Here is a 21,601-nt window from a genome sequence, read left to right on the forward strand (position 1 = left end):
CGCACGCGCCGGCGGCGGCCGGGCCGGGCGGCTCCGTACGCTCAGTTCGCGGCGGCCCGCACCGGGCGCCTGAGCAGGTAGCCGGCCGCGCCCACGACGAGTACCGCCATGCAGGCGATGAACACCAGTCCCGCGCCCTCCAGCCCGAGGGGGCCCTCCAGGAGGCCCACCCCGATCACGGGCACCGAGATGCCGGTGTACGCCACCAGGAACAGCGTGGAGATCACGGCTGCCCGCTGGCCGGCGGGGGACGCACCGGCCACCGCGGACAGGGCCCCGCGGAAGGCCAGCCCCTGCCCGACTCCGCCGACGAGGGCGCTCAGCACCACCAGCGCCAGCTGGTCCCGGAACAGTGCGCCGGCGAGCAGCGCCAGCCCGGCGAGGAGCACGGCGCAGCCCAGCGGCAGCGAGCGCTCCACCCCGACGCGGCCGACGGCCAGTTGCCCGGCGATCGAGGCGAAGAAGGCGAGGGCGACCACCAGCCCGCTGACGGCCCGGTTGTGCACGTCCAGGGACTCCGCGAGGAGGGCCGGGCTGACGGAGGTGAACACCCCGAAGAGGGCGAAGCCCACGAACGCGGCGGTCGCGGCCGGTCCGAACACCGCCCGCACCTGCGGGGGCAGAGCGGGCCGCTGCGGTCGTACGGTGCTCAGCGGGCGCCGCTCGCGCACCGTCTCCGGGAGCACCAGCAGGACGACGGCCGCGCCCGCCACGAGCGCGAGGTGCACGACGAACGGCAGGTACAGCGGCCAGGAGGCGTACTGCGCGAGGATTCCGGCGAGCAGCGGGCCGCAGCCCAGTCCGCCCATGTTGGCGGCCGTCGCGACGAACGTGGCCCGTGAGGCGCCGCCGGGTGGTGCCAGCTCCATCACGTACGCCGTGGCGGCCCCGGTGAACAGGCCGGCGGACAGACCCGACAGCAGCCGTCCCGCGTAGAGCCAGGGCATTCCGTCGGCGCACAGGAAGCAGACGGCGCTCGCCGCGGCGAAGCCCAGCCCCGCCAGCAGCACCGGCCGCCGGCCCACGGCGTCGGAGGCGTTGCCCGCCAGCAACAGGACGCCGATCACCCCGAAGGCGTACACGGCGTACACCACGGTCACCATCAGGGCGGAGAAGCCGAATTTCTCCTGGTAGAGCCCGTAGAGGGGGGTCGGCAGCGTGGTGCCCGCCATGCACACGGCGAACACCGCCCCGCTCAGCAGGGTCGGGCGCCACCCTTTTCGATCACCGTCCATGGCGCGACCGTATCCCGCGGGGGTACGGGGTTCCTGTCGGGGGCTCGTGCAGGTGTCAGTACACCAGCTTGTAGGTCACGTCTTTGGGGACGGGGGCCGGCGCCGTGTCGGTGTAGAGGAGCCGGATCGTGGTGAAGCGCCGGAGGTCGGGATGGTCGGGCCAGGCCTGCGGATTCCCCAGGGTCACCCTGACCGGGTAGCGGCGGAAGTGGCCGGCCGCGCAGTACGGGCGGCAGTCGTTCACCATGTCGGTGCCGGTGGCCGTGGCGCTGCTCGGCCCCCAGGTCTTCCAGCGGAGCCGGACGAGCCGGTTGTTCCCGTCGCCGCAGGCGAGGAGGTACTCCGCGGGGCGCACCTGCGCCTGCTCGAAGCAGTCGACCACCACGACCGGATCCTGTGGGTCCACCGACCGGGCCGATGGTGCGCCGCCGGAGTGCGCGGATGCCGGGAGCACGGCGGCCGTCATCGCGGCCACCGCGCACAGCAGGGTGGCCGTCCGCACCCTGCGCAGGGATGCCCGTGTGCGGCGGCCACCTGCGGAAACGTTCACGGAAGACCTTCCTTGCCCTGCCACTGTGCCCGCCGGCGGCAGCGCCGGGGTGTTTCCAGCTTCCCCCACGGGGGTGGAGCCCGCACCCGCGAAGCGCGCGGGTGCGGGCAGCGGGTCACTTGCGGAGCAGCGCGCAGACGAAGTCCTCCTGGACCGCCCGGACCTGTTCGAGCAGGTCCGGGTTGATGGTGAGGGAGGTCTGCGTGGTGATCGAGAAGGTCAGCGAGCGCCGGCCGTCCGCCGTGGCCGCGACGAGCTGCGTGTAGCCGGCCGTGTTGCCGGTGTGGCCGTAGACCGTTCCGCAGCGGGTGGTGTAGCGGAAGATCCCCAGGCCCGCCTCGGTGCGGCCGGGACCGGGGGGCTGGGACAGGGCGCCCGGGATGAACCGGAACTGCTGGCGCCGGGTGCGCTCCGAGACGAGGGCGCCGCCCGCGTAGCCCCGGATGAACGCGGTCAGGTCCTTCGGCGTCGAGACGATCCCTCCGGAGGCCCAGGCTCCCGAGGCGCCCACGGCCTCGCTGACGTCGACGGGGCCTTCCTGCGGATCGATCTGGTAGCCGTGCAGGAAGGGGGTGGGCAGCCGGTAGCCCTGGGGCAGGCTGGTGGCCCGCAGGCCCAGCGGCTCGTAGACGAGCTCGCGCAGCAGCGTCTCGTACCGGCGTCCGGTGGCGGCCTCGGCCATGAGGGCGACGGCGATGTTGTCAGAGTTGGAGTACGCGTAGCGGCTGCCCGGTTCGAAGGCCAGGTCCTCGTCGGCGACGAACTCCAGCAGACGGCGGGAGTCGAAGCGGTGGCGGGGGTCCTCAGAGATGATGTCGATGAACCCCTGGGAGGACGAGTAGTCGGGCAACCCGCTGGTGTGATCGAGGAGTTGACGCAACGTCACCGCGTGCCACTGCTCCGGCTGCCCGGGCAGCACCTCGCCGATCGTGTCGTCGAGGTGCAGCCGTCCGCGGTCGACGAGGGTGAGGGCCACCGCTCCGCTGAAGGCCTTGGCGACGCTGGCGATCCGCATGTGGTCCGTGGCCCGCGGCGGCAGGCCGCTCTCCACGTCGGCCACGCCCGCCCGGTAGACCTCCGTGCGGTCGCCGTCGCGCAGGACGGCGATGACCCCGGGGGGCCCGTCGGGCCGCTCCACCAGATCTCGCAGTTCCTGGTGGAGCGCGGCTCCTGGGGGCGGATTGCGGTCCGCTCCGGCCTGCGCGGGCTGCACGGTGACGGCGAGCAGGGCGCCGCACACGGCGGTGGCGGCGGCCAGGCGCAGGGACGGGCGGATCCGACCGGAGTGGCCGTGCGGGCGTGGGGACACGGAGGTACCTCCCGGGGAGACGGACGCGGTGGCCCACGATGACAGGGGCCCCACCACCTCCGGCGGCGACACGGCCGCAGGCTGGTGAGCCGTGGCCCATCCGGCCCTGCCGGGCCCGGCCACCGGCCGCCCGCTATCGGCTGCCTCCTCCCGGCTGCCTGCTACCAGACGGGAATGGGCGCGGGCGCCTCCGTGCCGAGGTCCGGTGCGTCACGCAGTTCCACGGTGGTCCCGGGCCGGTGGAGTTCGAGGATCACCAGGGTGTTCTCGCCGGAGCGCCACAGGGGACCCGGTGCGTACAGCGTCTTCTGCGGGCCGCGCTCCCAGAACCTGCCCAGGGCGAAGCCGTTCAGCCAGACCATGCCCTTGGTCCACCCGGGGAGGGCGATGAACGCGTCGGCCGGGGAGTCCAGTTCGACGGTGACATGGTGGAAGGACGCGCCCGCCGCGAACTCGCCGTCGCCGAAGGCGAGTCCGGTCAGGTCGTCGAGGGGCAGCGGCCTGATCTCCCAGCCGAACTGGTACTGGTTGTCCAGCCTCACCCCGTCGCGGATGCCCTTGCGATCGGCCAGCAGGGGCCCGTAGTTGATCCGGCCCTGGTTCTCGACCAGGATGTCGAGCTCCGCTCCCCCGTCGGGCACGGAGACGGTCAGGGCCGCGAGCGGCTCGTCCCGCTCCAGGAGCCCGATCTCCCTTCCGTCCAGGAAGACCTGGGCCCGGTCGGCCAGCCCGTCGATGCGCAGCGCCGCCTCGGGCAGGGGTCCCCGTAGACGGGTGCGGTAGTGGATCAGGCCCAGGGACTGGCCGGCTTCCTCCATGGTCAGGGGTTCGACGTGGTGCACGGGCTTGGAGAGCACGTCCAGGGAGTCGGCCAGCGAGACGCGTCCGTCCACCGGGAGCAGCTGCGGAACCACGCGCGGGGGCAGTGCGGGGGGTTCATGGGTGACGGGGGTGGTGTGACGGCCGATGACCTCGCGGAAGAGGTGGAACTTCCGGGTGAGTTCGCCGGCCTCGCCGACGGGGGCGTCGTAGTCGTAGCTGGTCACGTCGGGCTGGTAGGTGGTGCCGTCGTGGTTGGCGCCGTTCCACCAGCCGAAGTTGGTGCCTCCGTGTCCCATGTAGATGTTCACCGAGGCGCCCGCGGCGAGCAGGCTGTCCAGGGTGGCGGCGGCGTCCTGCGGGTCACGCGTGTGGTGGGGCTCGCCCCAGTGGTCGAACCAGCCGTGCCAGTACTCCACACAGACCAGCGGCCCTTCCGGCTGGTACGTGCGCAGGGTGGCGAGGGAGCTCTCGGGGCGCGAGCCGAAGGTCCCGGTGGTCAGGACACCGGGGATGCGGCCGCCGAGCTGGAACCCGTGGTCGGCGCCGTCCGTGGTGAACAGCAGGCAGTCCAGGCCCCGTCGGACCAGGCCGTCGCGGAGGTGCTCCAGATAGCCGGTGTCGTTGCCGAAGCTGCCGTACTCGTTCTCCACGCCCACCGCCACCACCGGTCCGCCACGGCTGCCGAGGAGGGGGACCAGTACGGGTGCCAGGGTGTCGAACCACGCGTCCACCGCGGCCAGGTACGCGGGGTCGCGGCGGCGGAGCCGCATCGTGCGGTCGGCCAGCAGCCATCCGGGCAGTCCGCCGAAGTCCCATTCGGCGCAGATGTAGGGGCCCGGCCGGACGATGACGTCGAGGCCGAGGTCTCCGGCGGTGCGGATGAAGGCCGCGACGTCGTTCGGCCCGTCGAAGGTGAACGTGCCGGGGCTGGGCTCGTGGACGTTCCAGGCCACGTAGGTCTCGATGGTGTTCACGCCCATCGCGCGCAGGCGCAGCAGGCGGTCGGCCCAGAGGCCGGGGTGCACCCGGAAGTAGTGGATGGCCGCGGAGACGATGCGGTGCGGGCGGCCGTTGCGCAGGAAGCCCGTCGCGTCCGTGGTCAGCGTCGTGATCGGATCCGCGGTCTGGTGCGCGATCGGGCTCGCGGCCTGGCTCGCGATCGGCGGGTGCGGTGGCTTCACGTGTGCGCTCTCTTTCGGTGACTTCCGGTGGTGCTCGACCCGTCGGCCGACAGGGGCTCCGAGGAAGGAAGACCTTACATAGAAAGCGCTTTCTACGGGCCCCTGATCACGCTAGGCTGAAGCAGCCCGAGGGGTCAAGGGAGATCGCGCATGCGGGAGCGGGTGGAGGAGCGGCACAAGAGGGCGCTGCGGCTCGTCCGGGAGCACGGAAGCGTGCGGATCCGCGACCTCGCCACCTCCCTCGGCATCTCCGTGGAAACCGCCCGGCGGGACGTCGCGGCGCTCTCCGACGCGGGGCTCGTCCGGCGACTGCACGGGTCGGCCCTGTGGCCGACGGCGCGCCTGAGCCCCCGCGAAGCACGCCTGGCCCGCACCGCGCCTCCGCTCGCGCCCGGCGGGCTCGTGCTCGGGATGGTGGTCCCGGCGGTCGGGTACTTCTATCCGTCGGTCATTCGCGGCGCCCGCGACGCGGCTGCCGATGTCGGCGCCCGGCTGCTCGTCGCGACCACCGAGTACGACCGGGATCAGGACAGGGCGCACATCGAGACGCTCCTCGACGCGGGCGCCATCGGCCTTCTCCTCACCCCCAGCTGGGGCATGAACGGTCCGGACTCCGGGGACCTCCAGGAGCTCGCGGACCTGCCGGTCCCCGCCGTGCTGGTGGAGCGGCAGGTGCCGGCGGGCTCGCCCGGGGCGGAGATCGACCGGGTCGGCTCGGCCCATGCCGACGGCGCCGCCGCCGGCGTCCGCCATCTGGCGGCCCTCGGCCATCGCCGCGTGGCCCTGCTCTCACGCGCCACGCACACCGCGCCCGCCCTGCGGCAGGGGTACCGCGCGGCGGTCGGCTCCCTCGGCCTGCCCGAGGACGACCTGTCCCCGGCCGAAGGGCCCGGACCGGGCGGGACCGATCGCCACTTCGAGCGGGACCTCGACCGGCTGCTCCGCCTCGCCGCCGCGGGCGAGGTGCGCGCCGCGCTCGTACACCCCGACTCCGCGGCGATCGGCCTGCTCCGGCGGCTGACCGCGCGCGGCCTGCGCGTACCGGAGGACTTCTCGATCGTCTGCTACGACGACGAGTTGGCCACACTGGCGGACGTGCCGCTGACCTCGGTCGGGCCCGTGAAGCATGCGGTCGGGGAAGCGGCGCTGAATCTGCTGGTGCGCCGGATGGAGAACCCCGGGGCCGAGAGTTCGCACGTCGCCCTGCTGCCGCGGCTGAGGGTGCGGGAGTCCTGCGGCGCCCCCTGACCACAGTGGTACCGGCTCGCCTCCGGGGCCGGCCGACCCCGACGGCGGCTCGATGGCGGCTCGGCGGCGGCTCAACGACTGCTCGACGACTGCTTGGTGACCGCTTCTTGACCGAATGGGAGCGGAGCATTGACTTCCGGTCACCGGAATCGAAGTCTGGCCAACCAGCGGGACCGACCGCCGCACGAGATCCAGCCGCACCAGATGTGAGCCGCACCAGATCCGCCGCGTGAGATTCCACCGCGCGGGATTCCACCGCACCAGATTGGGTCCTCCATGACTGCTTCCGCCTGGCCCCGTCGTACCTTCCTGCACGCAGCGGGAGGCAGCGCCCTCGCGCTGGGGCTCACGGGGTGGACGTCCCTCCCGGCCACGGCTGCCGAAACCGCCGCCACCGCGGAGGAGTTCGCCGGACTGCGAGCGAAATGGCGGGACCTGATCCTGGGCACCGGGTTCAGCCCGACGGCCGAACCCTTCAGGACGCTGCTCGCCAACCTCGGTACCACAGCACGCGGTTACCTCTCCACGATGTCCCCCGCCGCCGGCTCCCTGTGGCCCGGCCTGATCTGGACCGACCCGGACCCGGACCTCGACGCGGAGTCGTACGCCTTCTCCGCCCGGGTGAACGACAGTTACACCAGGCTGAGCGTCATGGCCCAGGCCTTCTGCCAGCCCGGGACCGGCCTCACCGGCGACACCGCCCTGCTCGAAGCGGTCGTCACCGGACTCGAACACCTCCATGCCGAGGTGTACCACCCGGCCACCGTCCCGTACGGCAACTGGTGGAACTGGCAGATCGGCTCCCCGCAGGCCCTCATGGACACCTGCGTACTGATCCACGACCACCTGACGCAGAACCAGAAGGACAGGTTCTGCGCGGCCGTGGACCACTTCCTGCCCGATTCGGCCGTGGCCGCGTACACCGGAACCAGTACCGGCGCGAACCGGGTCGACCTGTGCCGCGGCATCATCCTGCGCGGGGTCATCGGCGAGAACCCCGACAAGATCGCCCTGGCCGCCCGGGCCCTGACCCCCGTCTTCCCGTACGTCACCACCGGCGACGGCTTCTACGCCGACGGCTCGTTCATCCAGCACACCTCCGTCCCGTACATCGGCGGCTACGGCTCGGTGCTGCACGACGGCGTGGGCCGGATCCTCGCGCTGCTGCGCGGATCCACCTGGGAGCTGAACGACCCCAACACCCAGCTCTTCCTCGACACCGTCGAAACGGCCGTCGCACCGTTCATCTACAACGGCCTGATGATGGACAACGTCTCCTCCCGGGGCATCAGCCGGCAGGGCACCAACGACCACCTGCGCGCCCACGGGCTCCTCGCCACCCTCGTCCTCCTCGGCCAGGGAGCCTCCCCGGAGGAGAACGCGCGGTGGCGCGCCATGGTCAAGGGCTGGCTCCGGCGCGACTACCACTACCCCGCCCTCGCGAACCCGGGCCTCAGCCTGATCCGCGCGTCCTTGCTGCAGGGCCTGCAGGACGACACCTCGGTCACCGCGGCTCCCGAGCCCGTCGGGCACCGACTGTTCCACCACATGGACCGGGTCACCCACCGGCGCCGCGACTGGGCGGCCTCGGTCAGCATGGCGTCGCGGCGCATCGCGCACTACGAGTTCGGCAACGGCGAGCACGCCCGCGGCTACCACACCGGCGCCGGGTGGCTGTCCTGGTGGGGCAGCGACTTCGGCCTGGAGCAGTACTCCGACGCGTACTGGCCCACGGTGGACCCGTACCGGCTGCCCGGCATCACCGCCTCCCGCAAGCCCCTCGCCGACGGGCAGGGCGGCAACTGGGGCGGTCCCCGTCCGGACGCGGCCTGGGTCGGCGGCACCACCGACGGCGAGTTCGGCGCCACGGGCCAGCACCTCAAGGGCCTCGCGAGCACGATGAGCGCCAGGAAGTCCTGGTTCTGGCTGGACGACTCCATCGTCTGCCTCGGCGCCGGCATCGGCTCCACCGACGGCCTCCCCGTCGAGACCACCGTCGACAACCGGCACCTCGGAACCACCGGCGCCCCCGCCCTGACCGTCGACGGCAGGCGACAGCCCGCGGCGCAGGGCTGGTCGGCCACCTTCGAGGACGCGGGGTGGGCCCACATCGAGGGCCAGGCCGGCTACGTCTTCCCCGGCGGCGCCAAGGTCTGCGCCGTACGCGAGGAACGCACCGGCGCCTGGAAGGACATCAACACCGGCGGGTCCGCCGACCCGGTCACCCGCCGCTACCTGACCCTGTTCACCGACCACGGCACCGACCCCACCGACGCCGGTTACGCCTACGTGCTCCTGCCGGGCGCGAGCGCCCGGACCACCGAGCACCGCTCCTGCGACCGGGGCTGGCTGAAGATCCTCGCCAACACCGCGGACCAGCAGGGCGTACGCGTACCGAAGCTCGGCTTCACCGCCGTCAACTTCTGGACGCCGGGCACCGTGGACAAGATCACCACGAACGCCCCCGCCTCCGTCCTGATCCGCGAGAACCGGAACGGAACCGCGACCGTCGTCGTCTCGGACCCCGCCCGGCAGGCGACCTCGCTGGAGGTCAGGTGGAACCGCCGCGTCTCCCGGATCCTCTCCAAGGCGCCCACCGTCACCGCGGCCACCACCGGCCACGCCCTGACCCTCGCCTTCGGCGACCTCACGGCCCAGGCCGGGGCGCCGCAGACCGTCACCGTCCGACTCGGCTGAACCGCCGGCGAGGGGCCCGGCCCGCCGCGGGTGGGCCCCTCAGACGGGTTGACAACGTTGCCAGCCCCCTACTTCCCGCATCCCCCCACTCCCCACTCCCCAGGAGGACTCCATGCAGCCAAGCAACGTCCGACTCCTCGCCCCCACCGCCATGGCCGCCGCGCTCACCTTCGCGACGACCTCACCCGCGCACACCTCGGTCGAATGGAACGGCGACGCGGACAACGGAGGGACCGCCGTCTTCGCCACGGTCGTCTGCGACGACCCCTCGTACGTCTACCAGCCCGACTGGAACGACGGCCGCGGCAAGATCTTCGCGTTCACCAAAGCGGTGGGTTCCGAACGCTGCGAGGGACTCGGCATCGCCGGCCGGACCCTCACGGACGGCAGAACGTACTGGTTCGGCTGGGAGTCCATGACCAAGACGGGGAACGCGCAGACCGTGTTCCAGTGGAAGTCGTGGGGCACCGATGCGGAGCAGGACCAGAACTACCCCGTGCTGATGAAGGTGGAGGACAGCCTGCTGAAGATCTGGTACGTCGCACCGGGCGAGCAATGGATCGCCGCCGGGAGCGTCCCCTGGACCCCCGGCACCTGGAACAAGATCGAGCTGGGCATCGACGCCCGGTCGTCCACCAGCGGTTCCTTCGCCCTCTACGTCAACGGCCGACTGGTGGTCGACCGGCACGACGTGCGGACCTGGGACCTCAAGGGCAACGTACCGCGCTGGGGGACGTACGGCTCGACCATCACCGGTGCCGAGTCGGTCAACTGGGTCGACGGCCTCACGATGGGCACCACGCGCGACGACGTCGACTAGGTCGTCAAGAAGCCGGTCTTGCGCACCGTGAGGGACCCGGCCAGGACCACGATGACGCCCTGGCGTCGCGCGACGTACCGGAAGGAGTCGTACGTGGTCGCGCGCCAGGTGTCGGGGGCCACTTGTTCGCAGGGGCCCGAGTCGCGCTGCGTGCTCCCGGACACCACCTCGCACGCGTTCGGAGGTGCGAAGCCGGGCAGTTGAGGTGCGACGGTCACCCGGATGCCGAGCCGCTCACGGTCGGCGGCGCCGACCGGAACCGAGGACGGCAGGATCAGGTACCCGAACGTACCGCTGTACTGGTCGGCCTCGGCGAAGTACAACCGGTAGCCGTCCAGCTCGGTGGCCAGCAACGGCACCTGTGCGAAAGCGAGTTGCCGCTCCCGGTACCCCGATACCTGCCGCTCGCCGAGCACGCCCGCCAGCGCCCACAGCAGTACGAGGACCCCCGCGAGCACCCCCCAGCGCCGGAGGGAGCCGACACCGGGAAGCGCGACGGCGGCCGCGACCGCGTACGCCGCCGCCAGCACGGGCGGAGCGGCGAACAGAACCCAGGGGCCCCAGCTACCCGCCCGCGCGGACAGGACCGCCGCCAGCACGCCCAGCAACGCGCCCACACCGGCCACCCGCCAGGCAGGACGGACGCCGACCAGACGCAACACCACCCACCCGACCAGAGCAGCGACGACGGGTACGGCCGCCATCAGCATGAAGAAGACCCACAGGCACCCCCAGCCCTCGCTCCGGCAGAAGTCATCGAGGTCCCAGGGCAGTACCACCACCAGGACCAACAGACCACCCAGCAGCGCGCCCACGCCGGCGGACCGGATCAACAGCCCACGCAATGCAGGGCCGTTGATCCGACCCGCCCCGCCGCCCCGTTCCTCCACCGTCACGCCCACACCCGCGTCCCCCTCGATGAAGGTCCGTCCAGATCACCCATCGTGGAGCCGCCGCCGTGCACACGCCATGAGTACGGATACTCATCCGCCCGCCCCGGGTATCCGCCGGCGAGGACGGGAGGAGCGGGCACCGGCATCGCCGTTCGGCACCAACCAGGCCGCCTCCGAGGACTTCCGTGTCGGTGAGGCGGGCCGCGCCGAAGCGATCGCCGCCGAAGGCGGTCTGGAGCCGGACATAGCCAGACTGGAAGGCTTCTGCACGGACACCGAGCAGAACGGGCTAGGTATAAAACTGCCGGACGTTGGTTACACATGGGTCTCCGAGTAGACGGAGGTCCGCCATGCCCCCTTCACCGCAACAGCGGCAAGACCGTCAGGCCCAGCACCGCCTGGGGGTCCTGCGATACGCCGAAGAAGTCACGGGGAACGTTGCGCTGACCTGCCGGTACTACGGCATCAGCCGGACTTGCTTCTACAAGTGGCAGCGCCGATACGAGGACGACGGCCTCGACGGCCTGCGCGACCGGTCCAGCAAGCCGCATCACTGTCCTCACGCCACCGAGGACGACGTGGTGAACAAGATCGTCTACCTGCGGCAGCGCTACCACTTCGGTCCCATGAAGATCAAGATGTACCTCAAGCGGTACCACGACATCGACATCGCCTGTTCAGCCGTCTACCGCATCCTCAAGAAGCTCGGGCTGAACCGCCTGCCGGCCTCCCAGCGCTACCAGCGGCACGACAAGCGCTACACCCGCTACGAGAAGCAGCTGCCCGGCAACCGCGTGCAGATCGACGTCAAGTTCATCGAACCAATCGGTCTCCCCGAGCAGGCTCCAGCGACAGTGCCGGTGACCGGGCCACCTCCCAAACGGCGACGCCGGGCGAAGTACTACCAGTTCACCGCCATCGATGACTGCACCCGGCTGCGGGTCCTGCGGATCTACCCGCGGTGCGACCAAAAGACCGCCGTCCAGTTCCTCGACTACGTCCTCGAGCGCCTGCCGTTCCGCATCGAAGTCATCCAGACCGACAACGGCGCGGAGTTCCAGTCCGCCTTCCACTGGCACGTCCTCGACAAGGGCATCGCCCACACCTACATCAAACCCGCATCACCGCACCTCAACGGCAAAGTCGAACGCTCCCACCGCATCGACGCCGAGGAGTTCTACCGCATGCTCGATGGCATCGTCATCGACGACACAGGCGTCTTCAACGACAAGCTGCGAGAGTGGGAGGACTACTACAACTACCACCGCCCCCACGGCGCCCTCGGCGGCCAGACACCCTACGAACGCCTCAAGCAGAAAACCGAGGCCCCGGTGTAATCAAGCTCCGGCAGTCACACACCTAGCCCTCATGCTGACCAACGATCCGGCGCTGTGGACAGCACCGGGACCTGGCCGCCGGGCCACTCGTGATCACGAGTTCAGGTTGCCGAGTGCTACGCGTCTCGGTCGGCGAAGTCGGGGAGTTCGGTGGACAGGAGCTCTTCGGCGCCGTGGTCGAGGAGGTGCTGCATCTCGGTGGAACGGGGCAGCATGGTCTTCTCGTAGACGCGGACGGCCTCTTCGATGCTGCTGCTGCCGACCACCGCGAGGGCGAGTTCGCAGGCGTCGAGCATGGCGAGGTTGACGCCGACTCCGAGCGGGGGCATGAGATGGGCGGCGTCGCCGAGGAGGGTGACGGTGGGGTTGTGGTCCCAGACGCGGACGTGGTCGCCGCTGTTGCGCTGGGCGAAGAGCCCGCGTTCGCCGTCGGCCGCGGCGCCGCCGCCCTGGCCGACGAGTGCGGCGATCTCGGGGTGGCGGGTTTCGACCTCGTGGAACCAGGCTTCGAGGAAGCTGACGCCGGTGTACGCGGGGAGGGCCGGGGAGATGGCTCGGCGGACCTTGGACCAGGCGCCGTCGGCGCCGATGACGAGGTCGGCCTCGACGGTGGTGCCGTCGGCGAAGTGCACCTGGCGCGGCCTCTCATCGAGGCCTTCGACGGACCACAGGGTGTGGCCCCAGCGGACGGTGCCGGGTTCCAGCGAGTCCAGCAGCAGGGTGCGGAGGCGCCTCGGTCGATCTCCGGCTTGAAGCGTTCGCCCTCCTCTGGGGTGTGGTGGAAGAGGAGGGCGCCGGCCGGGTCCAGCTGGCGCATCTCCTGTCCCTCGGGGCGGGAGAGCCGGAAGAACTCCTCCAGGAGTCCGGCTTCGCGTAGGGCGATCTGGCCGTTGTCCTCGTGCAGGTCGAGGGTGCCGCCCTGGTCGCGGGCGTCGGGACCGCTCTCGCGGTCGTAGACGGTGACGGCGACGCCGTGGCGTTGGAGGATGCGGGCGCAGGTCAGGCCGCCGGGACCGGCGCCGATGACGGCGATCCGGGGTGCGGGTGCGGGTGCGGGTGTGGTCGTGTTCATGGTGGCGCTCCGTCCGTACGGTCGGCAGTGCTGCCGTGCGTAGAGGTGTGGGGTGTGGCGTGTGGGGTGTCAGCCGGCCTGGGCTACGGCGGTCTTCTCGGGAGTGGCCGCGGGTGCGGGCGGGCCGGCCTTCTTCAGCGGGACTTCGATGACGAAGAGCGCGGCGACGAAGGCGAGGGCGCAGACGATCGCGGCGGTGAGGAAGATGTGGCCGGTGCCGTCCGTCACCGCGGTGAGGTAGGCGTCCTTGGATCCGGCGGGCAGGTTCCGCAGGGCGCCCGGGCCGGTGTCCCCGCCGGCCGGCAGGGTGGGCTCGACGGCGCGGGTGAACAGCGAGCCGAAGACGGCGACGCCGAGCGAACCGCCCAGGGTGCGGAAGAGGTTGACCGAGCTCATGGCCGCGCCCATGTCGCGCAGGGACACGCTGTTCTGGGCGATGGTGCCGGCCATCTGCATCGTGAAGCCGAGGCCGATGCCGACGAGGACCATGTAGAGGCTGGTCAGCAGGGATGAGGTGTGGGCGTCCATGGTGGCCAGCAGGCCGAGGCCGGCGGCCAGGAACAGGGTGCCGACGACGGGGAACATCTTGTACTTCCCGGTGGCGGACATGATCTTCCCCGCGATGGTCGAGACGATCACGACGGGGATCATCATCGGGAGCATCAGCAGCCCGGAGTTGGTGGCCGAGGCGCCCTGGACGGTCTGCTGGAACAGCGGCAGGTAGAGGCCCGCGCCGAACATGACCACGCCTGCGGCGAGGAGCATGACCATCGCGAGCGGGTAGTTCCGGTGTCCCGTGAAGACGCTCAGCGGAAGCAGCGGCTCACTGACCCGCCTCTCGACCAGGACGAACAGGGCCAGGCCCACGAGTGCGGTGGCGCCGAGGGACAGGATCTGCCAGGAGCCCCAGGCGTAGGTGCTGCCGGCCCAGGTAGCGGCCAGGACGATCGCGGTGATGGAGAGGGTCAGCAGGGCGATGCCCGCCCAGTCGATCTTCGCCTGGATGCGCTGGGCGGGGATCCGGAGCTTCCGCCACAGCCACACCAGGGCGACCAGGCCGAGCGGCAGGTTGATGTAGAAGGCCCAGCGCCAGTCGAAGTGGCCGGTGACGAAGCCGCCCAGGAGCGGTCCGCCGATGGTGCCGATCGCCATGACGGAGGCGGTCATGCCCTGGTACTTGCCGCGCTCGCGCGGCGGTACGAGGGCTCCGATCAGCGCGAAGGCGCCCGCGCCGATGCCGCCGGCGCCGATGCCCTGTACGACGCGGTAGGCGATCAGCTCGCCCATCGAGCCGGAGGTCCCGCACAGGGCGGATCCGAGGATGAAGACGGCGATCGAGGCCAGGTACATGGGCTTGCGGCCGAAGAGATCACCGAATTTGCCCCAGACCGGAGTGGTGACGGCGGTGACGAGCGTGTAGGCGGTGACGACCCAGGAGATGTGCTCCAGGCCTCCCAGGTCGCCGACGATCGTGGGCATCGCGGTACTGACGACCATGTTGTCGAGCATCGACAGCAGCATCGCGAGCATGACGCCGAGCAGGACCCAGCGCACGTCCTTCGGTACGGCGGAGGGACCGGCGGAGGCGCCGGTGGAGGGGAGGGAGGCAGTCGTGGACATGACTGATCACCCCTTTCGGACACGAGGGAGGGGAAAGCGGAGGAGGCGGGGAACTGTTCCGATGCCCGCCTCCCCAGAAAAGCACAGCAGCTCAATAAGTGCAACCGCTCAACTTTCACACCCGCGCAACCAAGTCGGGCTGCAGGGATGCCCCCCTTCAGTCGCGGCCCTTCCCGCGGTAGAGATCCAGTTCGCCGTCGAGTGCGACGGCCAGGACGGTCGCGTACGGGTCCACGAGGGCGGCCGCCGGAGCGTCGATCCACAGCACCCCCGGTACGTCGCCGAGCCCGCCCGTGACCCGGTGCCCGAGTTCGGCTCCGTGCCCCAGGACGGTCACCCGCTTCACCGAGGTGCGCAGGCCGCGCAGCGAGACGGTTTCGTGCGGGGTCCCGAAGCACACCAGGTACAAGGTCCGGCCGTCCGCGGACAGGGTGCTCGGACCGTAGTGGTGCCCCGCCGGCAGGCCCGCCACCGTGCCGTACACCGCCTCCTCGTGGCGGGCCGTCCAGTCACCGAGGCCGAGCAGCCGGTCGGCCTGTTCGGACGGGATCGTGCCGTCCTCCTTGGGGCCGACGTCCAGCAACAGGTTGCCGCCCATCCCGATCGTCTCCGTGAACAACCGCACCAGCTGACCCACCGACTTGTGGTTGTCGTCGGCGTGCCGGTGGCCCCACGAGTCGTTGATCGTCAGGCACAGCTCCCACGGTCCGTCCGGAACCTCCACGGGCAGCCCCTGCTCGGGCGTCGCGTAGTCCCCGTACGAGAGCATCCGCGCGTTCAGGATCGTCTCGGGGCCGGCGGCGAGGATCTGCTCGGCCAACTCGCCCATCCGCCACTGCTCTTCGCTGCGCTCCCACTCCCCGTCGAACCACAGCAGGTCCGGCCGGTGGGCGTCGACGAGCTCCCGTACCTGGGCGTTGCGGTAGTCCAGGTAGCGCTGCCAGGCGACCGGATCCTCGCGCCCCTCGGGCGGGGCGACGAGGGGGTGGGTGCGCACGTCCTCGTTGGGCGGGTCGGTGTGCACGATGCTGGCGTAGTCGGGGTGGTTCCAGTCGGAGTGCGAGTAGTACAGGCCGACCTTGAGCCCCCGTTCGCGAAGCGCCTCCGTGTAGCCGGTGAGCAGGTCCCGGCCCGCGGGGGTGCGCTTGACGACCGTCAGACCGGATGCGGCGGAGTCCCAGAGGCAGACCCCGTCGTGGTGGCGCGCGGTGAGCACGGCGTACCGGGCGCCCGATGTCGCGAACAGCTCGGCCCAGGCCTTCGGGTCGTAGGCGGAGGCGGTGAAACCGTCCAGCTGCTTCATGTACCGCTCGTGCGAGACCTGGCCGTCGTAGAAGGACCAGGACTCCGCCACCCCGTCGACGGCGTAGATCCCCCAGTGGATGAAGATCCCGAGCTTGGCGTCGGTGAACCACTTCTGCATCGCCATGCGACACCCTCCTCGTCGATTCCGAGGTGGTCCAGAACGTGCACCACCCCTCCGCGCTGACACCCAACGCTAGGGTCGGGACGTGCCAGTTCGAATGGGCGAGGCTCACCACTGCTGGTAAATTTTCACCGTGCTCTTGATCCATTTGAACGAGCCGCCGAGGGTCGCCCTGGCCGGTGTCGGCGTGCACGGGGCGGCAGTGGCGCGGGAGGTGTTCCGACTCCCGGACCTGTGGCAGCTGCACCTGTACGGGTACGCCGGGGAATTGGTGATCGACGGGACCCCCCACCCCATCCGACCGGGTCATGTCAGCCTCGTACCGCCGGACGCTCCGGTGGAGTTCCGCTACCTGGGCCGGTCCGAGCACCTCTTCGCCCACCTGTGGCTGCCGGAGACCGGCGAGCCCAGCCCGGTGCCCGTGATGCAGGACGCGGGAGCGCAGGCTTCGGCGCTGTCCGAACTGCTCCACAACGCCATCGCGGCCGCACCCGGCTCCCCCGCCCGGGCGTCCGCCGAGATCTGGACGGCGCTCTGGCGGGTGGTCCGGCTGCCACCGCCGGTACTCCAGGGAGCCCCGCACCCGGCCGTCACCCTGGCCGTGGCGCACATCGAGGCACACCTGGCCCGGCCCCTGGCCGTACCGGACGTCGCACGGGCCGCCCAGGTCTCCCACAACCAGCTGACCCGGCTCTTCCGCGCCGAAACGGGCGACACCGTGACCGCCTACATCCGGCGGCGGCGCCTGCACCGGGCCCGGCACCTGCTGCTCGAGTCGACCCTCTCCATCCCCGCGGTCGCCGCGTCGGTCGGCATCGCCGACCTGCAAGCCTTCAACAAGGCCTGCAGGCGCGAACTGGGCGCCTCCCCCCGCGCCGTCCGCGCGACGGCGGCGTCAACCGCCGCCAAGGGGGCGCCCGTTCCGCCCGCGGTTTGAGGGCTGACGCCGGGCACTGGCATGCACACCCTGCGCTGCCGACGGGGGCGGGGCCGGGTCGAGGGCGGCCAGCGCAGGGCCCGGCAAGGGCGTTGTCGCAGGTGGCGGCTATGTTGCAGCTCGTCACTGACACGAGAGGGGGAGCCGCGATGGTGGTCGAATTGGGGTACGCGCAGGCGTGGGACACGGAGACTCGCGTCCCATGGCATCCGATATCCGTGGAGGAGGCCCGTGAGCGGGATGCCGCCGGGCTTCCGTACGTGGCCGTGTACCGGACCGCGGGCCGGGAGGCTCCGCTGGAGGTCCGGCTCGTTTCCTGGAGCGATCACTTCGTCGGGCTGTGGGTCTACGACGCGCAGGGCCGCCGTACCTACGACCTGGACATGCGGCTGCTGGACGACCCGACACGGCTGCTGCGCCGCTACGCCGTCCGCCGGCACTATCCCGGCCCCGAGATGCCGGAGTTCGATCAGGCGTGCCCGCGCATCACCGTGGAACTCTTCCCCGACGGGAGGGGTCGGCGGACGGAGCAGCCCCAGGGCGAGCGTGGGCGCACCTATGCCACCGTGCCCAGGTGCCGCGATGACGAGCGCTGGGCGGACCGGCCCGCCTTCGGTAGGTGGCCGCTGCTCTCGGCGCAGGTCCACGGGCTCACGGAGTCGTCGGTCCTCGAGATCATGGAACCGTCGGTCCTCGAGATCACCGAGTCGGCCGCGGTATCCGCGACGGCCGCCGACGGCAGCGGACCCGCTCCCGCGACCTGCTGGCGTCCGCCCCGCCCCGCGCGGCCCGGACCGATCGATGAGCTGTTCCGGCCCGGGGTTCGCGTGACCGACGGATACCACCCCGAGATGACGATCGTGGAGCCGCGTCGCACCGGCACCCTGCGCGTACCCAGCGGGCTGCTCGCCGTCTCCGGCCCGGACATCGACCACGAGGACGGCCCGCACATCACGGTTCCCGTCCCGCCCGGCGAGTACGTACTGGAGGAGTCGCGGGCCAGGCACGCCTACCACTGCGAGTGGGAGGGGAGCGAGGTCACACACACCGACACCCTGGCCGTCCGCCTGCTCGTCGGCGAGGCCCCCGCCGCGACCTGGGAGATGGCGCTCAGGCCCGGCGACGACCTCCGGCTGTTCATCGAAGACCAGATCTCCGGCTTCGACACCGACGGCGCCACCGGTTGCTTCGCCGATGCCGGAGCCTGGGAACCGCTCCTCGCGCTCTTCGAGAAGGGGCTGGTCCAAGGAGACCCGGACCTGGACCCGGACTCCTACGAGGACATCAGCGACTCCATGTACATCCTGCGCACCCGGGACCGGGCCACCGGAGCCGAGCTGGCGGCCTTCGCGACGACAGGGGACGGCACCTACCCCGTCTGGGTCGGCCGCTGCGAAGCCGGCGAAGTAGTCGCAGTCGTCGTGCTGGTGGAGGGGATGCCCGAGCTGCTCCCGGACGGCGGAACCGCTGCCGGTTCCTGACCGGCTACGCGGAGTCCCGGCGCCCGCGGGCCTCGTAGCGCAGGAAGTCGGGAAGTCGGACGGGGCCCCTCAGCCCTGCTCGCCGGCCTGCTTCGCCTTCGCCGCGATCTCTTCGAGCACTCTCTTCGGGTCTCCGCCCGGTTCCACGGCGCGGCCGATGTTGCGCTTGATCGTGTCGCTGACCGCCATCCAGGACGGGTCGTTCACCGGATAGAGCTGGGCGCTGCGCAGGGCGGTCAGGAACTCGTTGTCGGTCTTGTCCATGCCCTCGCTTCCGGCCAGGGCGCGTGAGGCGGAGACCGTGGAGGGCAACAGGTGGTAGCGGCCTGCGAAGTCCGAGAGGTTCTCGTCCTGGTAGACGAACTCCAGGAACTTGCCGATCTCCGTCCGCTTGCCGTTCTGCTTGAACGCCATCATCCAGTCGGCCACGCCCACCGTGGGCGGGGCCTCGCCGGATCCGAGGGTGCCCGAGACCGGCATCGCCACGGTCCCGACGCCCATGCCCTTGGCGCGCGCCTGGTGGTACAGCGAGGGGTACCCGTTGAGCATGCCGACCTCGCCCCGCAGGAAGGCGGCGAAGGCGTCGGCGCGGTTGAGCTGGGACGGCGGGACCGGTCCGGTGAGCCCCGGAGCGACCAGCTCGTCCTTCACCCAGTTCCACGTCTTGATGTTCTGGGCGGAGGCGAGGCTGTAGTTGCCGCTGCTGTCGGCGTATCCGCCGCCGTTGCTGAGCTCCCAGATCATCGCCTCGGCGTGGGCCTCCTCCGGTCCGAGGGGCAGGGCGTACGGATACTCCACGCCCTTGGCCTTGAGGGCTTTCGCGGCGGCCTTGAGTTCGCTCCAGGTCTTGGGGGCCCTGACGCCGGCCTTGGCGAAGAGCGCCTCGTTGTAGAAGAGGAGGCGGCTGCTCGCCACGAACGGCAGACCGTAGAGGGTGCTTCCGATGGAGCCGGAATCGGCGAGCGGTGCGAGGAAGTTCGCCTCGGCGCTGACGGAGAGCAGCTCGTCCGCGGAGTAGAGCCTGCCCTGGGCGGCGAAGTCCGAGTAGGAGCCCATGAGGGCGATGTCCGGAGCCTTGCCGTCCTTCACCCTTTCGGTGACCTCACGGTCGATGTCGGCCCACGGAAGGAGCGTGACGTCGACCTTGATGCCGGGGTTCGCGGCGGTGAACTCATCGGTCACCTTGGACCAGAAGGCCTCGGAGCTCGTGGCCGGTGTGTCCCCGTACTCGGCGGCGACGACGACCAGCGTCCCTTCGTCGCCCGCACTGCCCGGGGAGGCGCCGCATCCGGACAGCGGAACCAGCAGACCGAGTACCACCGTGGTGGCGGCCTGCCCGAGAATTCTTCGTCGCACGGGTCTGTTCCCCTGATTTTCTTCCGGGTTCCGTAACTGAGCATGGCGATCCCGGGCGGAGGGGGTGCCCGTTCAACGCCCGTTGGCCGGGATTCTCTCCACACGTTGGCTCGCTTGGTGTCACCGGACGAACATCTCTGGTGGAAGACCTAACCGAGGCCCCCTCCCCTCGTGGGTTCCGACAGGACAACAGAGCTCCTGACGCGCGTAGAACCCCTTCGAGTAGTCGGCCCCGACGAGGGCGTCGACACCGCGCGTCGACGGAGGCTGCAGGTCAGCCGCGGCGCCGGCAGGTCAGGGGGCGGGCACGGGGCCGCCCGGCCGGAACCGCTCCACGCCGACGATGTGCCGCACCTTGGTGGGGCGCACGATCACCGAGACCCGCCGTTCCCCGGGCATGAGCCACTCGTACCGCTCGCTGCCCAGGTACTTCTGCGCCAGCCGGTCCATCCGGCGGTGGGCCTCCTCGCCCTCGACGAAACGGACGACCTCGCCGCCGATCTGCACCCGGTCCAAGGGGTCGGCGTGGTCCGCGTGCGACAGGTAGACGCGGGGGTCGCGACGCAGGTTCTCTTCCTTCACCCGGCCCACCGAGGTGTTGAAGGTCAGCTCGCCCTCGCCCTCCAGGTCCACCCACATCGGGCTGACCTGCGGCGCTCCATCGGCGAACACGGTTCCGACGTACCAGATGAGGGGGGCGCGCAGTCGTGCGCGGACGGCGGCGTCGAAGGCTTCAGTCATCCCGGGAGGCTACCAGCGGGCGCACGGGGGCGACTTGAGGTCCTCCGTCGCAGCGCCGTCGGCGTCTTTGCCACAATCCCGTCATGCCGATGCCCGTACCAGTGACTCCCGACGCTCCCGCGCCCGTACGGGACCCGCTCCTCACCCAGCAGTGGCTGGACCTCGCCTTCATCCACTGGGCCGTGGAACCGGACGACGTGGCGGGACTCCTGCCGGAGGGCACCGTCCCGGACACACATGGCGGCGTCACCTACGTCGGGCTCGTCGCCTTCCGCATGCACAAGGTCGGTTGGTTCCGGTCGCCCGGGGTGCCGTACTTCGGTTCGTTCCCCGAGACCAATGTGCGCTTGTACTCACTGGACGCGCAGGGGCGCCGCGGGGTCGTCTTCCGGTCGATGGATGCCTCCCGGCTGGTCCCGGTGGTGCTGGGCCGCGTCGGCTTCCGCCTGCCGTACCTGTGGTCCCGGATGAGCGTGCGCGGTACGGGCGACGCCCTCACGTACTCCAGCTCCCGGCGGTGGCCGGGACCGCGCGGCACGTACAGCCGGATCTCCGTGAAGCCCGGCGAACGCATCGACGAGCCGACCGAGTTGGAGCATTTCCTCACCGCCCGCTGGGGCATGCACAACGCGTTTCCCGGCGAGTCCGCCTACTTGCCCAACGACCACCCGCGCTGGCCCCTGCACCGGGCCGAACTGATCACCTGCGACCAGAACCTGCTCACGGCGGCCGGGCTGACCGCACCGACCGGCCCGCCGGCCAGCGTCCTCTACTCCCCCGGCGTACCCGTCCGCCTCGGCCGCCCGTCCCTCCCCGGCCCGCGCACCGGTCGAGCCGGCAGGACCAGCCCTGCGTGAGGCGTACTCCGGCCCTTGA

General features: G+C 70.9%; 17 protein-coding genes and 1 pseudogene. 8 read left to right on the top strand and 10 right to left on the bottom strand.

Annotation, left to right across the window (positions count from 1 at the left end; all coding sequences use genetic code 11):
• Positions 1-41: 41 nt before the first annotated feature.
• From OG435_RS37955 to OG435_RS37970, 4 genes are all read right to left on the bottom strand, one after another.
• Positions 42-1,235 (bottom strand): MFS transporter, encoded by a 1,194-nt coding sequence (locus OG435_RS37955; RefSeq protein ID WP_266884187.1) that lies wholly within the window; start codon positions 1,233-1,235, stop codon positions 42-44.
• Between the two features lie 55 nt (positions 1,236-1,290).
• On the bottom strand, positions 1,291-1,785 hold the full coding sequence (locus OG435_RS37960) for a hypothetical protein (protein WP_266884189.1): 495 nt from the start codon (positions 1,783-1,785) through the stop codon (positions 1,291-1,293).
• A gap of 115 nt (positions 1,786-1,900) precedes the next feature.
• Positions 1,901-3,094: a serine hydrolase domain-containing protein gene (locus OG435_RS37965; RefSeq protein ID WP_266884191.1), complete on the bottom strand. Its 1,194-nt coding sequence runs from the start codon at positions 3,092-3,094 to the stop codon at positions 1,901-1,903.
• Between the two features lie 161 nt (positions 3,095-3,255).
• On the bottom strand, positions 3,256-5,097 hold the full coding sequence (locus tag OG435_RS37970) for a glycoside hydrolase family 35 protein (RefSeq protein WP_323187988.1): 1,842 nt from the start codon (positions 5,095-5,097) through the stop codon (positions 3,256-3,258).
• 150 nt (positions 5,098-5,247) lie between these two features.
• Here OG435_RS37970 and OG435_RS37975 point away from each other — a divergent pair, with 150 nt between their 5' ends.
• The 3 genes from OG435_RS37975 to OG435_RS37985 all read left to right on the top strand — a co-directional run bounded on the left by OG435_RS37975 (position 5,248) and on the right by OG435_RS37985 (position 9,862).
• On the top strand, positions 5,248-6,345 hold the full coding sequence (locus OG435_RS37975; RefSeq protein ID WP_266884193.1) for a substrate-binding domain-containing protein: 1,098 nt from the start codon (positions 5,248-5,250) through the stop codon (positions 6,343-6,345).
• Between the two features lie 276 nt (positions 6,346-6,621).
• Complete coding sequence (locus tag OG435_RS37980; protein WP_266884195.1) at positions 6,622-9,042, top strand: polysaccharide lyase 8 family protein; 2,421 nt, start codon at positions 6,622-6,624, stop codon at positions 9,040-9,042.
• Positions 9,043-9,154: 112 nt separating this feature from the next.
• Entirely contained in the window at positions 9,155-9,862 is a 708-nt protein-coding gene (locus tag OG435_RS37985) for a heparin lyase I family protein (protein WP_266884197.1), read from the top strand.
• Here OG435_RS37985 and OG435_RS37990 read toward each other — a convergent pair.
• Complete coding sequence (locus OG435_RS37990; protein WP_266884199.1) at positions 9,859-10,695, bottom strand: hypothetical protein; 837 nt, start codon at positions 10,693-10,695, stop codon at positions 9,859-9,861. The genes OG435_RS37985 and OG435_RS37990 overlap by 4 nt on opposite strands.
• Positions 10,696-10,831: 136 nt before the next feature.
• Here OG435_RS37990 and OG435_RS37995 point away from each other — a divergent pair, with 136 nt between their 5' ends.
• Positions 10,832-11,092 carry a hypothetical protein gene (locus OG435_RS37995; RefSeq protein ID WP_266884201.1) on the top strand — a complete coding sequence of 87 codons (261 nt, stop codon included), beginning with the start codon at positions 10,832-10,834 and terminating at the stop codon, positions 11,090-11,092.
• A gap of 13 nt (positions 11,093-11,105) precedes the next feature.
• Positions 11,106-12,092 (top strand): IS481 family transposase, encoded by a 987-nt coding sequence (locus OG435_RS38000; RefSeq protein WP_266884203.1) that lies wholly within the window; start codon positions 11,106-11,108, stop codon positions 12,090-12,092.
• A gap of 116 nt (positions 12,093-12,208) precedes the next feature.
• On the opposite strand, the pseudogene OG435_RS38005 reads toward OG435_RS38000, so the two are convergent.
• The 3 genes and pseudogenes from OG435_RS38005 to OG435_RS38015 all read right to left on the bottom strand — a co-directional run bounded on the left by OG435_RS38005 (position 12,209) and on the right by OG435_RS38015 (position 16,213).
• A pseudogene (locus OG435_RS38005) lies at positions 12,209-13,164 on the bottom strand (FAD-dependent oxidoreductase).
• 69 nt (positions 13,165-13,233) lie between these two features.
• The gene (locus tag OG435_RS38010; RefSeq protein WP_430625814.1) at positions 13,234-14,784 is read right to left on the bottom strand and encodes an MDR family MFS transporter; all 1,551 of its coding nucleotides are present in this window, start codon (positions 14,782-14,784) and stop codon (positions 13,234-13,236) included.
• Between the two features lie 157 nt (positions 14,785-14,941).
• Positions 14,942-16,213 (bottom strand): alpha-L-fucosidase, encoded by a 1,272-nt coding sequence (locus tag OG435_RS38015; protein ID WP_266884205.1) that lies wholly within the window; start codon positions 16,211-16,213, stop codon positions 14,942-14,944.
• A 130-nt stretch (positions 16,214-16,343) separates the two neighbouring features.
• Here OG435_RS38015 and OG435_RS38020 point away from each other — a divergent pair, with 130 nt between their 5' ends.
• Together OG435_RS38020 and OG435_RS38025 are read left to right on the top strand one after the other, a co-directional pair.
• Positions 16,344-17,147 (top strand): AraC family transcriptional regulator, encoded by an 804-nt coding sequence (locus OG435_RS38020; protein ID WP_266884207.1) that lies wholly within the window; start codon positions 16,344-16,346, stop codon positions 17,145-17,147.
• A gap of 149 nt (positions 17,148-17,296) precedes the next feature.
• Positions 17,297-18,628 (top strand): DUF4241 domain-containing protein, encoded by a 1,332-nt coding sequence (locus tag OG435_RS38025; RefSeq protein WP_266884209.1) that lies wholly within the window; start codon positions 17,297-17,299, stop codon positions 18,626-18,628.
• Between the two features lie 69 nt (positions 18,629-18,697).
• Here OG435_RS38025 and OG435_RS38030 read toward each other — a convergent pair whose 3' ends face one another.
• The gene (locus tag OG435_RS38030; protein WP_266884211.1) at positions 18,698-19,984 is read right to left on the bottom strand and encodes an extracellular solute-binding protein; all 1,287 of its coding nucleotides are present in this window, start codon (positions 19,982-19,984) and stop codon (positions 18,698-18,700) included.
• A 294-nt stretch (positions 19,985-20,278) separates the two neighbouring features.
• Positions 20,279-20,725 carry a TIGR03618 family F420-dependent PPOX class oxidoreductase gene (locus OG435_RS38035; RefSeq protein WP_266884213.1) on the bottom strand — a complete coding sequence of 149 codons (447 nt, stop codon included), beginning with the start codon at positions 20,723-20,725 and terminating at the stop codon, positions 20,279-20,281.
• Positions 20,726-20,808: 83 nt separating this feature from the next.
• On the opposite strand from OG435_RS38035, the gene OG435_RS38040 reads away from it, so the two are divergent.
• On the top strand, positions 20,809-21,582 hold the full coding sequence (locus OG435_RS38040; RefSeq protein ID WP_266884215.1) for a YqjF family protein: 774 nt from the start codon (positions 20,809-20,811) through the stop codon (positions 21,580-21,582).
• Positions 21,583-21,601 lie beyond the last annotated feature (19 nt).

The sequence above is a fragment of the Streptomyces sp. NBC_01264 genome (assembly GCF_026340675.1).
GTDB lineage: Bacteria > Actinomycetota > Actinomycetes > Streptomycetales > Streptomycetaceae > Streptomyces.

Excerpts from the sequence above, each read along its gene's own strand:
- OG435_RS37975 (WP_266884193.1), top strand. The coding sequence starts at position 5,248 with ATGCGGGAGCGGGTGGAGGAGCGGCACAAGAGGGCGCTGCGGCTCGTC.
- OG435_RS37955 (WP_266884187.1), bottom strand. The coding sequence starts at position 1,235 with ATGGACGGTGATCGAAAAGGGTGGCGCCCGACCCTGCTGAGCGGGGCG.
- OG435_RS38025 (WP_266884209.1), top strand. The coding sequence starts at position 17,297 with ATGGTGGTCGAATTGGGGTACGCGCAGGCGTGGGACACGGAGACTCGC.
- OG435_RS38040 (WP_266884215.1), top strand. The coding sequence starts at position 20,809 with ATGCCGATGCCCGTACCAGTGACTCCCGACGCTCCCGCGCCCGTACGG.
- OG435_RS38035 (WP_266884213.1), bottom strand. The coding sequence starts at position 20,725 with ATGACTGAAGCCTTCGACGCCGCCGTCCGCGCACGACTGCGCGCCCCC.
- OG435_RS37980 (WP_266884195.1), top strand. The coding sequence starts at position 6,622 with ATGACTGCTTCCGCCTGGCCCCGTCGTACCTTCCTGCACGCAGCGGGA.
- OG435_RS38010 (WP_430625814.1), bottom strand. The coding sequence starts at position 14,784 with ATGTCCACGACTGCCTCCCTCCCCTCCACCGGCGCCTCCGCCGGTCCC.
- OG435_RS38000 (WP_266884203.1), top strand. The coding sequence starts at position 11,106 with ATGCCCCCTTCACCGCAACAGCGGCAAGACCGTCAGGCCCAGCACCGC.
- OG435_RS37995 (WP_266884201.1), top strand. The coding sequence starts at position 10,832 with ATGAGTACGGATACTCATCCGCCCGCCCCGGGTATCCGCCGGCGAGGA.
- OG435_RS38015 (WP_266884205.1), bottom strand. The coding sequence starts at position 16,213 with ATGGCGATGCAGAAGTGGTTCACCGACGCCAAGCTCGGGATCTTCATC.
- OG435_RS37985 (WP_266884197.1), top strand. The coding sequence starts at position 9,155 with ATGCAGCCAAGCAACGTCCGACTCCTCGCCCCCACCGCCATGGCCGCC.